This is a genomic window from Microcystis flos-aquae FACHB-1344, from assembly GCF_014698375.1.
Classification (GTDB): Bacteria; Cyanobacteriota; Cyanobacteriia; order Cyanobacteriales; family Microcystaceae; genus Microcystis; species Microcystis aeruginosa.
This window is the reverse complement of record NZ_JACJSW010000216.1, coordinates 18,012-31,007: the sequence shown is the minus strand read 5'-3', so window position 1 is coordinate 31,007 and position 12,996 is coordinate 18,012. Positions and strand designations below refer to the sequence as shown.

Sequence of the window (12,996 nt, the reverse complement as noted above, 5' to 3'; positions counted from 1 at the left end):
TTATCGGGGATTTATGCCCAATTCCCGCAATTTAGCCGCTAATTTTGCGGCTTTCTGCCTTTCCTGTTGGACTTGATTTCCTGCCTTGCCTGCCGCTTCTGCGGGAGTGGGAACCAATTCACCTTCGGGGGTAAAATAGCGCAAGGTAAGGATTTGGTGGTAGTGGCGTAGCCCTCTTGCTTATCTGGTATGAACTGTGTAAAATATTCATTAACAAAAAAAAATAATTGGAACCCAATCAGTCTTTAAACATCTAGCTTGATGATCAGTTTTCTGATCAATATCTTTTTGTGGTTCGTGTTAGACTTACTCAAATATCAGTCTAACACAGAACAAAATCACCTCTTCGCCTGTATTGCCTTGTCCTAGTTGTGGTTCTCACCATACCATCAAGAGTGGTTCTATTGATAACGGGAAACCCAAACGTTAATGTTAAGAATGTGGTGGCCAGTTTGTCAGCAATCCCACTACTAAAACTTTATGAACACACCCGAATTAGCCATTGCTACCGTTGGTTTAACCAAACAATTTGACCGCCATGGGGCTGTTAATCAAGTGGATTTACAGATTGAAGCGGGGGAAGTTTACGGGTTAATCGGTCCAAATGGAGCGGGAAAAACCACTTTAATTAGGATGTTAGCGGCAGCGGAAGAACCGACAACGGGAGAAATATATCTGCACGGAGAACGTCTTTTAAGAGATGAGAGTAATCCCCGTCTCAAAAAAAACTTAGGTTATCTACCCGATAATTTTCCCCTCTACGATGACCTAAATGTCTGGAATTATCTGGATTATTTTGCCCGTCTTTATCATATCCCTCGCTCCCAACGTCATCGCCGCATTTATGAGGTTCTAGAACTGGTACAATTAACCGGTAAAAGCCATAATTCGATCGCTACTTTGTCCCGGGGGATGAAACAACGTTTAAGTTTAGCCCGAACGATTATTCATGAACCTTTAATTTTACTTCTCGATGAACCAGTTTCTGGATTAGACCCGATCGCTCGCCTACAATTTCGTGAGATTATTAAAGTCTTACAATCGGCAGGTATGACGATTTTAATTTCCTCCCATGTCCTTAGTGATTTGGCCGAACTTTGTAGTTCTGTGGGCATCATGGAATTAGGTTATCTAGTGGAAAGTACCTCTTTACAAGAATTAAATCAACGTCTAGCTGGTCAATACTTGCAGATTACGACTCTAGGCAATTTAGAAGCCTTAGAAACTGCTCTTAAACAATGTGTTTTTGTGGAAAGTTGGCAAAGAATTATTCATACTAATACTCTCCGGGTTAAATTTACGGGAACCCTAGAAGATAGTGCCGAATTGTTGAAATCTTTAGTCGTTTCTGGCCTGACCTTAAGCGAGTTTTATACTTGCCGCGAAGATTTAGAAACTATTTTCCTAAAACTGGGACATCGACAGGCATCCTAAGGGGAAATAATAATTTTTCAATCTAACCAGATAGTAACTTTTCGACTAATTTAATTTGCTCCTGACTAAAACCAGCTTCCTTCAGGTGTGCCAGAAACCATTTTTGTCGATAACGACCGTCTAAATCCCTAGCCTTTTTGTAGGTATCCCGCGCTTTTTTACTATCACCTTGATCTAAATAAATCATTGCCAAAGCCACAAGAGGATGGGGATTATTCGGCTCTAATTTAACTGCTTTTTCAGCGTTAGTAATAGCTGAATTAAAATCTTTTAAGCGATGATAGGCGAGGGATAAATTATAGTAGGCAATTTCATTATCGGGTTTTAAATTAGCGGCTTTAGTATGAGTAACCACGGCCTTGTCAAGATGACCACCGACAAGATAAACAATACCCAAAGCATTATAAGCAGCCACATGATCGGGAGCAATTTTAATCGTTTCTTCGAGGGTTATTTGTGCCGCTAAAGGTTGTTTAGCTAGGTGTTGTGTCCAGCCTAAAATTACTCTCCCGTCTAGATGATTGGGGTTTAACTGTACCGATTTTTTGAAAGCTTCAATACTTTTGATAAAGTCTCCCTGTTGACGATACTGTAATCCCAATTGACGATAACGATTAGCAGCTTTAATGTCTGATGCGGAAATAATCGGACTGGGAGAAGGAGAAACGATCATCTCGGCCGTAGGTTCTTTTTTAAGGGGAGAGGGAGGACTACAGCCCCAAAAAACCGGGGAACTAAACATGATCAAAATAGTCAGGAGTCGATAACTATTCATGGGACAATTAATACCAGTCCAATTGTTAAGGGTGTCATCAAATTATGAATTATTCCCCTGAATCCGTGCAACGGCTGCTCGATTCCGATGATTATGGCGATCGCTTATCGGGAGTTAATCAACTGCGTTATTTAGCCCCAGAAATCGCCTTCGAGATGTTACAGCCTTTAATTAAGGATAGTAACGCTAGAGTGCGTTATTCGGCGGTAAGTCAGCTAGATATCCTCGGTCGTCAGAATCTTGATCTGGCCTTAACTATTCTACGCGATCGCTTGTTGCATGATCCGGAAGCAGACGTAAAAGCGGCCGCGGCCGATGCGATCGGGGGGTTAAAATTAACGGCAGCCTACGATGATCTGGTGGCCGTCTATCAACAATCCTGCGACTGGTTAATTCAATTTAGCATTGTGGCAGCTTTGGGCGAATTGGGGGAACCCCGGGGCTTTGAACTGCTGGAAATCGCCCTTAACTCCGATAATGAATTGGTAAAAACGGCCGCCGTTAGCGCTTTTGGGGAACTAGGCGACCCTCGCGCCGTCTCTTTACTTGTTCCCTTGGCTAATGATGATGACTGGCAACTGCGCTATCGTCTCGCTCAAGCTTTAGGCCGCTTAGGGGGGCAAGATGCGATCGCTGTTTTGACCCAGTTAACCGGCGACAAAAGCGCCCAAGTCGCCCAAGAAGCCCGCAATAATCTCGCCCAAGGGTGATGCAGAATAGTTGATTTTTGTCAATACCATTTACAATAAACTTTAATTAAGAATCGTTAACAAAGGTAAAGCGATGAAACAATTTACCCGTTTAATCTTGCTCGTCGGTCTTCTCGCGGGGGGCTGTTTCTCTGCCTCAATTGCGATCGCCGATAATCCCGCAGGGGCAATCGTGAGCAAGGATTCACAGGTTAACGAACTACTGCGTCAAGCGCGGCAATTGGTCAAAAATGGCAATTATGGGGAAGCTATAGCCATTTACGAGCGGGCTGCCGCCCTTGATGGCAATAATGCCAAAATTTTCTCCGGGATCGGCTTTTTACAAACGCGGCAAGGGGATTATAACGCCGCCGCCCAAGCATACCAAAAAGCTTTAAGTCTCGATCCGAGTAATCCCGACTTTTTCCATGCTCTCGGTTATAGTTTGGCTAATATCGGTGATTATGACAATGCATCCACCGCTTACTACTACGCTATCCAAATAGAACCGAAAAACGTCCAACACTACCTCGGTTTAGGGGTGGTGTTATTACGCCAAAAAAACTATGCTAAAGCGGGCGAAGTTTACCAATGGGTTTTAGCTCTCGACCCCAATAATCAGCAAGCCCACGAAATCATGGGTAAAGCCTTGATCGAACAGAATAAAAGCAGCGAAGCCCTCGATTTTCTCCAAAAATCCCTGCAAAGATTCCCTAACAATAGTGAATTAAGATTGCAACTGGCCAGCCTTTTGCTCAAACAGGGCGATTTAAATGGCGGAACCCAAATTTTAAAGGAAATAGAGCGACAAAGTGCAGGAAATTTTTTAATTCAGCTAAAAATAGGTATTTTACTCGAAAAACAAGAGCGTTTTGACGAGGCTCTCCCCTTTTATCGTCGGGCTGTTTTCCTGCAACCCCAATCTTTGGAAGCACAAGCGGGAATCGGTCGCATCCATCTGGCCAGAAAAGATTATCTTGCAGCAATTATCGCCTATCAAGATTTGGCCGAAATCGCCCCCAATAACGCCGATGTCTATCTTAATCTCGGTCGGGCCTACGCGGGCCGGGGACGAAAAACAGAGGCTGCGGAAGCTTTTAAGCAAGCGCGAGCGGTTTATGTGCAGAAAAATAATCAATCTGGCCTCCAGGAAGTGGATGCTCTACTGAAGAAGTTGCTTGAATAAAACCAGATCAGTTATCAGTTATCAGTTATCAGATTTGAGTTTTCAGTTCACTGATGACTGTTTAGCGATTTAAGGAGTGATTTAGACAGTCAATAGTTTATTCCCAATCGATCGGCAGCCATTGATTATCTAACACCTGTTCGAGATTAAAAATTATCTGACTCGGTAAACCGCCGGGGGATAAACCCATTTTTTTCCGGACGGTCTCTAAAGCTGTATGGTAGGATGGCTCAAAAATCTCCCGAAGATAGGGCTTTAAACTAGGGCTATCCTCCAGTAAATCTTGAATTTCTGCCCGAAAATTATTGATTTCTCCATGACCATGATTGCCATTCCGGTCTCTTTCCGATTGCCAGTAAGTTAATTTGAGTAAATGTTCTAGGAGACGAGTTAAAAGACTTTTGAGCGCGTGTCTTTCACTTCTCCCCATCGATTCAATCTCCTCAATTAAGTTATCTAAATCCACCTCGGCAAATTTGCCTTTTTTTAATTGTTCTGCCGTGGTTTTTAGCCAGAGATAAAAATCTTCTTCGTATAGTGTTGGGGTCGCTGTTTCTGTCGATCTAGTCATGACGGAACTGCCACAGGTGAAAACTAATCGGGATTCTATATTAATTAAACCCAAAAAAAAGAGGCTCTTCTGGTTTCTGTGTGGAGGGAAGAAGAATAGGGATAATTTTATAGAAATATAGTCTTCAAAGCCTTGCCTAGCAAGACTCCTACGAATGATAATCAGTGCTTATCACACAAAGTAGAGAAGAGCCAAAAAGAGAGCGCAAGCTCTCCTTCTTGGTTATTTGCTAATTTTACTAACTAGCGACAATATATTCCTTGACGTTGGCCCGGCGACGGCGTAAATGAGCCAGGGCCTGGTGTTCTAATTGTCGCACCCGTTCCCGACTGATGTTCATTCTCTGACCGATTTTGGCTAGGGATAACTCTTTGCCATCGGTTAAACCGAAACGGAGAGTAATTACTTCCCGTTGTTGGGGAGTTAATTCGGCCAGGAGATTGGCTAAGTCTTGCCGTAATAATTCTTGGGTGATGAAGGTATCGGGAGAAACTCCGCTATCTTCTAATAATTCCGACAATTCCGTATCTTGGTTATCGCCGACGCGCACATCAAGGGAGATGGGTTGACGAGCCATACTGAGATATTCGCGGATTTGAGCGGGTTCTAGCTCTAATTCCAGGGCAATCTCGGCAGGAGTGGCACTTCTTCCCAGTTTTTGGGCGAGTTCGCGCTGGGTTCTTTTGATTTTATTCAGTTTTTCGGTGATATGGATGGGTAAACGAATGGTGCGGGCCTGTTGAGCGATCGCACGGGTAATCGCTTGTCGAATCCACCAGTAGGCATAGGTAGAAAATTTATAACCTTTGGTGGGATCAAATTTCTCTACACCTCTTTCTAATCCCAGACTACCCTCTTGAATTAGATCTAGGAATTCCATGTTCCGCTTTTGATATTTTTTGGCGATCGCAACCACCAAGCGGAGGTTAGCTTCAATCATTTTCCGTTTAGCTCGATCGCCGGTTTTCAAGGCTCGATCCAGTTCATTTTCGCTTAAATTCACCGAATCCGCCCACTCCAAGCGATCTGGTTCCCGTCCTAATTGCTTCGATAGTGCTTCTTTCGCTTCTAACAGGCTCATCATCCGTTGGACTTGTTTGCCGTAAATAATTTCTTGTTCGTGAGTTAGGAGGGGAACTCGCCCAATTTCGTGCAGATAGGTACGCACCATATCGGCATTGAGGGTGGGCTGTGATTGAGTTTGGTTGGTTTTTGCGGTGGGCATTGGTTTGGTGGTGACTCCTTGACACAGAAAAAGTCTGTTACTATTCCGACTCGCGGGTGAGTCTGGCTTATCTGAAGTCGGTATGAGTTTGATCGGAATTTCTTTGATTGTATCCTGCGCTTTTAGACGCGGGCAATCCCCTAAAGGTTCAAAGTTAATTCATTCTTTGGTATGATGTTAAGTTTATGCTTTTTTCTCAACATCCAGAACAAAAGTATTATAGTGTAGGACTATCAACTACAATCGCTTGTTTTTGGGTCGCTTTTTCCTGAATCCTCGGCAGTGCCGCTGATACTGTTAGGTAAGATTACAAGACAAAAAGGCGGTTTTCCCGATTAGTCATAAACAATTTGGCTGACTTCCGACCCTTTCACCCTCAGCTTTGAGAGGAAGACTGACAGCCGAGAACCGACTTCTATATATATAATGACCGATCAACACCAGCAAAGCGAGATGTAATCATTGCGGATTTCCGAACTATTTTCTGTAGTATTTGCTACAAAATTTTAATTTTTTTTCCGATTGAGAATCGGAAAAAATTGTCAAAAAAATTAGGATTGCTAGGGGGGTAATAACTATCATAGAGACAGCAGGGCGGAGATCGGGATAAATTATCGTTGAAACCAAGCTCGATCGCAATCTCCACAATGCCGTTCTGTGAAACTCCTGAACAATGAGGACTTACTATGACTAAAACCGTCGTTATCGATCCCGTCACCCGGATCGAAGGCCATGCCAAGATCTCGATTTTCCTTGACGATGGGGGGGAAGTGGATGACGTGCGTTTTCATGTGGTCGAGTATCGCGGTTTCGAGAAATTCTGCGAGGGACGGCCGATGTGGGAGATGGCGGGAATTACTGCCCGAATTTGCGGCATTTGCCCCGTTAGTCACCTACTTTGTGCCGCCAAAACTGGCGATAAAATTCTAGCGGTGCAAATCCCCCCCGCGGGTGAAAAACTGCGGCGCTTGATGAATTTGGGACAGTTAACCCAATCCCATGCTTTAAGCTTTTTCCATCTTAGCAGTCCCGATTTTCTGCTTGGTTGGGAAAGTGACGCCGCTAAACGGAATATTTTCGGTTTAATCGCGGCCGATCCCGACCTAGCGCGAGCGGGCATCCGTTTACGTCAATTTGGACAGAAAGTTATTGAACTTTTGGGAGCAAAAAAAATTCACCCCGCTTGGTCCGTCCCGGGAGGTGTGCGTTCTCCCCTGAGCGAAGAAGGGCGACAATGGATTAAAGAACGACTGCCGGAGTCTAAAGCGACTCTTTACACGGCCTTAAACCTGTTTAAAGGACTTCTAGACAATTTAACCACAGAAATCGCCGCTTTTGGGAATTTCCCTTCCCTGTTTATGGGACTGGTCGGTAAACGGGACGAGTGGGAACACTACGGCGGTCATATTCGTTTTACCGATAGTCAAGGCAATATCGTGGCCGATAACCTGAGCGAAGACAATTATCGCGATTATATCGGCGAATCAGTAGAAAAATGGTCTTATTTAAAGTTTCCCTACTATAAACCCCTCGGTTATCCCAACGGTATCTATCGGGTTGGTCCGCTGGCGCGCTTAAATGTTTGTTCCCATTTTGGCACGGAGGGAGCGGATATCGAGTTACGGGAATATCGCCATCGGGTCGGTGGTGTAGCAACCTCTTCTTTTTACTATCATTATGCCCGATTAGTGGAGATTTTAGGCTGTTTAGAGCGTATCGAACTTTTAATCGACGATCCCGATATAGTTTCTCCACGCTGCCGCGCCGAAGCAGGAATTAATAATCTGCAAGGGGTGGGAGTTAGTGAAGCGCCCCGGGGTACTTTATTCCATGATTATAAAGTGGATGAAAATGGTTTGATTGAAACGGTGAATTTAATTATTGCCACGGGTAATAATAATTTGGCCATGAATCAAACGGTGAAACAAATCGCCCAACATTATATCCATGGTGGCGAAATTCCCGAAGCGATGTTAAACCGGGTGGAAGCGGGTATTCGTTGCTATGATCCCTGTTTAAGTTGTTCCACTCACGCTATGGGACAAATGCCGCTACAGCTAGAGTTAGTTAATGCAGCCGGTGAGGTGATTAATACTCGACAACGGGGTTAATTATCTAAGTTGTTGGGGGGTTAGGAAATAGGGGAAATTTCTCCTAATACCTGACCCCATTTGACTATTTTTACGGCCAAGATTCTAGCTAAGAATTTCTAGGTTTTGATAAAGAATTTCTATCGGACAAGAAAAGTTAATACAGTTAATAGTGATTAAATCTCCCGCTTGATAAATATGGGGAATCCAGAGGTTATTAGATTGACGTTGATATTGTTCGATTAGGACTTGTTTTTGCTCGATAAGTAGATATTCCTCTAATTCAGGGATAGTTTGATAATTGGCAAATTTATCGCCTCTATCAAAGGCTGCTGTGGAGTCGGATAAAACCTCGATAATCACTCGCGGATGCAGGATAAAATCTTCCTGGGAAACTCGATCCCGTTCGTCACAAGTAATGGCAAAATCGGGATAATAGAAGATATTTAAGCTAGGGAGACGCACTTTCATATCGGTAGCGTAGGCAAGACAACCACTACCCCGTAAATGATTAATTAATTGGGCTGAAAGATTACCTGTGATGATAACATGGGCTTTACTGGCCCCCGCCATCGCCAAGATTTGCCCTTGTATATATTCATGTTTAATGGGACTAATTTTCTCTATTTCCAGATAGTCTTTTGGAGTAAAATAAGCGTGACTTTTACTGGCTGTCATGGTGTTTACCTCGCTCATTGTTAGTTTTCTAACGGACAATTAAGCCAAATAACTGAGTCTAAATCAGTCTGATTGCCTTCAGTAATTAGCTTTCGTATCAGTTCAATATAATTAAAATTACTCTCGAATAAAACAAAACGTCTATCTAAAGAAGCGGCCGCTAGTCCCACGGTTCCTGAACCAGCAAAGGGATCTAAAACCACATCACCTTTAAAAGAGTAATAGGTAATCACTTTTTCTGCCAATTCTACGGGAAAAGCGGCGGGATGTTTTGAGTTAGTGACTGGGTTAATTTTCCAGACATTAGTGCGTTCATAACCATCGGCAATTTTTGAGGCTTTTACTACTTCTTGATCGGGATGATTACGAATATGCCAATCGATGAGTAGATCCGTGTGTTTACGATAGACTAAAACGTATTCAGTCACTGGCACAGTTTTGTATTGGAGAGGATTGCGATCGGCGGCAAATCTGCGGCCTCTACCAGTTGCCCACCCTGCTCCCTCTGGTTTTAGCCAAATAATATCATCAATAAAATCGTAACCTTCCTCAACAAAAATTCGATGTAAATCAAAGGGGACAGCAATACGTTTAGAAGCTTGATTACGGGAAGCACGACGCAACAGCACGGGAGAAATATTAATGACAAAAAAACGTCCTTCACTCAAAACTCGATGACATTTTCTGATCACCTGTCGCAGCTTCAATAGATAGGTTTCGTATTCTTCAAATTCCGAATATTCTGGGCGAGCATTAAAATAGGGTGGTGAGGTAAAGATTAAATCAACACTTTCTGCGGGCATTTCCTCCAAAAGTTCACTACAATCACCAAATCCGATCGTATTTCTCAGAGAAGAAAGCTTGTATTCTTTTTTGGTTTTCTTGCGGGTTTCTAATTTAGATTCATCCTGTTTTAACAGACGAGCGATAATAATTTCAGTCCGGGTTGTCCTATCGGCTAAAATTTCGGTGGTGTAGGCATCGATCACCACTTCCCCAACGGTTTTTTTCTGGTCATTACATAGAGGAACTCGCCAAATATGATATCTGTCATCCACTTCTGGTAAACCTAATTTAATCGCATTAACTAAATTTATTTCTCGCAACCAATTAAGGACAATTTCTTTAGCTTCTGCCACCGTGCGAAGTAGATAACCGCGCTTTTCCGATACCAGTTCTTTTTCCATGATATTACTCTAGTTTTCTCTAGAATTCTAGCTGATCATTATCCAAAAAACTAGGAGAGTCTCAAGATAGAAATTGGCCACCCTTTAAAAATTCCACATTTCTAAGACTTTTCCCGTAATTGTTTGATTTAACCAGAAAGTATTATGACTGAGGGAGTGAAGATTATTTGCCGTTACTTTCCAGCTTGCTTGGGGATGAAAAAGAATTGCTTCTGCGGGATTACCGGGGTTGAGAGATGCCGGTTTTTGTTGTAAACAATGACAGGGATTGAGACTAAGCGCTTGCCACAATTGTAAAGCTGATAATTGCCCAGTTATTACTAATTTTTCCCAGAGTAGCGGTAAAGCTAATTCTAACCCGATCGCGCCGGGGGGTGCTTCTGCAAAAGAGACGGTTTTTTCTTCGTAGGTATAGGGACGATGATCGATCGCGATTGCATCGATAATTCCCTCCTTAATTGCCGCAATTAACGCCTTGCGATCGCTTTCGTTGCCCAAGGGTGGAGCGAGGTGTAAACTGGGATGATAGCTGGCGATCGATCCTGTATTTAAGAGCAGATGCAACCACGTCACACTAGCGGTTATCGGCAATCCCCGCATTTTTGCCTCGCGAATTAATTCCACTCCTCGACGGGTAGAAATTCGCATTAGGTGAACAGGTGTATTAATTTCGCCGACGATTTCTAAAATTGTGGCTAAAGCAGTGGTTTCGGAAATAGCAGGATCCCCCGGTAAACCGAAGCGAATCGAGGTTTCTCCCTCACGCATGACTCCATTACCCTTTAATTGCTGATTTACGGGGGAAAGGGCGATATTTTTACCGAAGGGTTTTAGGTATTCCAATAAGTGCCGCAACAGTCCCAAATCTTCCAGTCCGCGATTATCGGTAAAACCCACCGCTACAGGCATTAAATCAGCTAATTCGGTCATTTTTTGCCCTTGTCTTCCTAGTGTGAGACTTGCCCAAAAATGCAGACGAGTCGATTTTGAGTCAAAAAACCCTTGACTTTTTTGCTGTAATGTGCTAATGATTGCGGGGTGATCGAGGGGGGGGAGAGTATTGGGGAGAATTGCCACCCGGGTGCAGCCTCCGGCCGTGGCAGCTTGGATCAGAGATGCGAGGGTTTCTCTGTCCTCGTGGCCGGGTTCCCCAGAATGACTGTAGAGATCGACTAATCCGGGGGCAAAAATACAGTTTTGACCAGAAATATAGTTACTATTTTCTCTTGGGGGAAGCTGAGATTCGATCGCTTTAATTACCCCCTCCTCAATCCAGACATCGGCAATGCGATCGGTTTGTGTCAGGGGGTCAAGGACTCTAACCTGTTCTATGATCGTCGAGGATTGGCTATTCACGCAGACTAATTAAAACGTCATTTTTTCCTCTGGCAGTATATCACGTTAAGTAAAAAGTAAAAAGTAAAAAGTAAAAAAGTTGAGTTCTCGGTTAGGTTAAGGGACGATAAGTTAGAATATTGATCGACTACGGTTTTAATCTTTATTTTAATTGGCTGGCCTACCCTAGGAAGAATTGATAGCCGAATCATGCAGTTAGAACTTTTCGATTTTAATAATTTAGAAGAAATTAATCGGGGAACCCCGCGATTAGTTTCTTTTCGAGATTTAGTACCAGAAATCACCAGCACCAGTTATCTAACCCATGGCATCTATTATTATCCTGCTAAATTTATTCCCCAAGTGGTGAGATTTTGTCTTGATAATTACACTAAAAAGGATGATTGGATTATCGATCCTTTTGCTGGTTCTGGTACGGTGGGTTTAGAGGCTAAACTTTGTCAAAGAAACGCGGTTTTAACTGACCTGAATTATCTTTTAAACCATATTATACCGATTAAGATCACAGAACACCAAGAACAATTGAGTTACTCAGAGTTAGATAAAAAAATCTTACAAGTTTTTGCCAACGAGGATAAATTTATCCCTCAGTGGTCAAATTTAAACTATTGGTATCCAGAGGAGATTTTAGCAGTTTTGCAGAAACTGTGGGCAGGTCAAAAAAATCTAGAAGCTGATTTGTATTCCCAGATCATTCAAGCGGTTTTAGTGAAAGTTAGTAAACAGTTTTCCTATGCAGAACATACGAAACCAAAATTATTTCAATCGAAATACAAAAAATCAGATATACAAGAACTATTACAAAGAGATTGGCAAGAGGAATTAAAACAAACGATTAAAGAGATGAGTTTTGAAACTTTAACCAGCGTTAATCAATATATTGCCGTCACTTGGCATAATTGTAATCAGGTGCTTTTTTATGGGGGAGTAGATAGTGCCACTTTTGAGATCGATCAAAATCTAGAGTTAGATTGTTTAATTAGTTCCCCCCCCTATCTGCAAGCACAAGAATATATCAGAACAGCAAAACTAGATTTATATTGGTTAGGATATACAGAAAAAGAAGTACAAAAAATCTCTAAGCTAGAAATTCCCTACCGACAGGCTACCAGATTAATCGAAACCGAAACCTTAAATCAAGTGAGATCGACTTTAGAGAAAGAGAATTTACATAAAATACTCGATTCCTATTTTTGTCACACTATCAATGCTTTAGAAAATGCCACCAGAAAATTAAAACAAGCTGGGAAAGCTTGCATTTTTGTGGGTAATCCGAAAGTGGATGGGGTGGAAGTAGAAACTTGGCGAATATTAGGGGAATATTTTCAGGAAAATGGCTTTATTTTTGATACCGTCTTTGAGGATAGAATTAAAACCAGACAATTATTCAAATCTCGCAAGAATAAAAATCCTGATGGCATGAAATCAGAATATTTACTAATTTTAGAGAAAAGGTAACTTTCTATTGCTTATGTAGCCCAAACATCCCCTATTTCATCAATGTTTGACCTGTCTGGAATCCTTACCTAATTTTCAGGAAACTATTCAAGATAAACCCTATATATAGGGTAAATTATTGGCTGATGTAAAGTTGGTTATTCAGACCGATCATGCTACCTTTAATTATGTTTGTGAAATTAAAACAGGATCAAATCATGATCTATCTGAATCGGTGATATAATATTTCGTAAGCTTGGTTCAAAGACTACCATAAAATCAAAGAATTTTACTAATTATCGGGGGGTTATCTAGCTTAATTGTTAAGGAATTTATAGCAAGTAATCTTGAATTTATTGATGTGGATG

The 12,996-nt window shown here is 42.3% G+C and carries 11 protein-coding genes and 2 pseudogenes; 6 read left to right on the top strand and 7 right to left on the bottom strand.

What is annotated here, in order from left to right; genetic code table 11:
• Positions 1-144: pseudogene (locus tag H6G48_RS22450) on the bottom strand (hypothetical protein); the annotation flags it as partial.
• 120 nt (positions 145-264) lie between these two features.
• Between H6G48_RS22450 and H6G48_RS26620 the strand changes: the two are divergent.
• Positions 265-427, top strand: a pseudogene (locus H6G48_RS26620) (ISNCY family transposase); the annotation flags it as partial.
• Positions 428-480: 53 nt separating this feature from the next.
• Positions 481-1,434 (top strand): ABC transporter ATP-binding protein, encoded by a 954-nt coding sequence (locus tag H6G48_RS22445; protein WP_190723252.1) that lies wholly within the window; start codon positions 481-483, stop codon positions 1,432-1,434.
• A 22-nt stretch (positions 1,435-1,456) separates the two neighbouring features.
• Here the strand turns inward: H6G48_RS22445 and H6G48_RS22440 are convergent, their stop codons facing one another.
• Entirely contained in the window at positions 1,457-2,209 is a 753-nt protein-coding gene (locus H6G48_RS22440) for a tetratricopeptide repeat protein (protein ID WP_190723251.1), read from the bottom strand.
• 44 nt (positions 2,210-2,253) lie between these two features.
• Here H6G48_RS22440 and nblB point away from each other — a divergent pair, with 44 nt between their 5' ends.
• The gene (gene nblB, locus H6G48_RS22435) at positions 2,254-2,919 is read left to right on the top strand and encodes a phycobilisome degradation protein NblB (protein ID WP_190723249.1); all 666 of its coding nucleotides are present in this window, start codon (positions 2,254-2,256) and stop codon (positions 2,917-2,919) included.
• A gap of 73 nt (positions 2,920-2,992) precedes the next feature.
• Positions 2,993-4,084, top strand: coding sequence for a tetratricopeptide repeat protein (locus H6G48_RS22430; RefSeq protein WP_190723248.1), 1,092 nt, complete (start codon positions 2,993-2,995; stop codon positions 4,082-4,084).
• Positions 4,085-4,181: 97 nt separating this feature from the next.
• Here the strand turns inward: H6G48_RS22430 and H6G48_RS22425 are convergent, their stop codons facing one another.
• Together H6G48_RS22425 and H6G48_RS22420 are read right to left on the bottom strand one after the other, a co-directional pair.
• Positions 4,182-4,655 (bottom strand): DUF29 domain-containing protein, encoded by a 474-nt coding sequence (locus H6G48_RS22425; RefSeq protein ID WP_190723247.1) that lies wholly within the window; start codon positions 4,653-4,655, stop codon positions 4,182-4,184.
• Positions 4,656-4,893: 238 nt separating this feature from the next.
• Positions 4,894-5,880 carry an RNA polymerase sigma factor, RpoD/SigA family gene (locus H6G48_RS22420; RefSeq protein WP_002782393.1) on the bottom strand — a complete coding sequence of 329 codons (987 nt, stop codon included), beginning with the start codon at positions 5,878-5,880 and terminating at the stop codon, positions 4,894-4,896.
• Positions 5,881-6,566: 686 nt separating this feature from the next.
• On the opposite strand from H6G48_RS22420, the gene H6G48_RS22415 reads away from it, so the two are divergent.
• Positions 6,567-7,991, top strand: coding sequence for a Ni/Fe hydrogenase subunit alpha (locus H6G48_RS22415; protein WP_002798537.1), 1,425 nt, complete (start codon positions 6,567-6,569; stop codon positions 7,989-7,991).
• An 84-nt stretch (positions 7,992-8,075) separates the two neighbouring features.
• Here H6G48_RS22415 and H6G48_RS22410 read toward each other — a convergent pair whose 3' ends face one another.
• The 3 genes from H6G48_RS22410 to H6G48_RS22400 all read right to left on the bottom strand — a co-directional run bounded on the left by H6G48_RS22410 (position 8,076) and on the right by H6G48_RS22400 (position 11,191).
• A complete protein-coding gene (locus H6G48_RS22410) occupies positions 8,076-8,648 on the bottom strand; it encodes a Uma2 family endonuclease (protein ID WP_190723415.1) in 573 nt (190 codons plus the stop codon).
• Positions 8,649-8,668: 20 nt separating this feature from the next.
• Positions 8,669-9,835, bottom strand: coding sequence for a DNA-methyltransferase (locus tag H6G48_RS22405; RefSeq protein ID WP_190723246.1), 1,167 nt, complete (start codon positions 9,833-9,835; stop codon positions 8,669-8,671).
• A gap of 84 nt (positions 9,836-9,919) precedes the next feature.
• Complete coding sequence (locus H6G48_RS22400; RefSeq protein WP_190723245.1) at positions 9,920-11,191, bottom strand: dihydroorotase; 1,272 nt, start codon at positions 11,189-11,191, stop codon at positions 9,920-9,922.
• A gap of 189 nt (positions 11,192-11,380) precedes the next feature.
• On the opposite strand from H6G48_RS22400, the gene H6G48_RS22395 reads away from it, so the two are divergent.
• The gene (locus tag H6G48_RS22395; protein ID WP_190723244.1) at positions 11,381-12,649 is read left to right on the top strand and encodes a DNA methyltransferase; all 1,269 of its coding nucleotides are present in this window, start codon (positions 11,381-11,383) and stop codon (positions 12,647-12,649) included.
• The last annotated feature ends 347 nt before the right edge of the window (positions 12,650-12,996 follow it).

Coding starts and splice junctions, on each gene's coding strand:
- H6G48_RS22395 (WP_190723244.1), top strand. CDS start 11,381: ATGCAGTTAGAACTTTTCGATTTTAATAATTTAGAAGAAATTAATCGG.
- nblB (WP_190723249.1), top strand. CDS start 2,254: ATGAATTATTCCCCTGAATCCGTGCAACGGCTGCTCGATTCCGATGAT.
- H6G48_RS22420 (WP_002782393.1), bottom strand. CDS start 5,880: ATGCCCACCGCAAAAACCAACCAAACTCAATCACAGCCCACCCTCAAT.
- H6G48_RS22415 (WP_002798537.1), top strand. CDS start 6,567: ATGACTAAAACCGTCGTTATCGATCCCGTCACCCGGATCGAAGGCCAT.
- H6G48_RS22440 (WP_190723251.1), bottom strand. CDS start 2,209: ATGAATAGTTATCGACTCCTGACTATTTTGATCATGTTTAGTTCCCCG.
- H6G48_RS22425 (WP_190723247.1), bottom strand. CDS start 4,655: ATGACTAGATCGACAGAAACAGCGACCCCAACACTATACGAAGAAGAT.
- H6G48_RS22430 (WP_190723248.1), top strand. CDS start 2,993: ATGAAACAATTTACCCGTTTAATCTTGCTCGTCGGTCTTCTCGCGGGG.
- H6G48_RS22445 (WP_190723252.1), top strand. CDS start 481: ATGAACACACCCGAATTAGCCATTGCTACCGTTGGTTTAACCAAACAA.
- H6G48_RS22410 (WP_190723415.1), bottom strand. CDS start 8,648: ATGACAGCCAGTAAAAGTCACGCTTATTTTACTCCAAAAGACTATCTG.
- H6G48_RS22405 (WP_190723246.1), bottom strand. CDS start 9,835: ATGGAAAAAGAACTGGTATCGGAAAAGCGCGGTTATCTACTTCGCACG.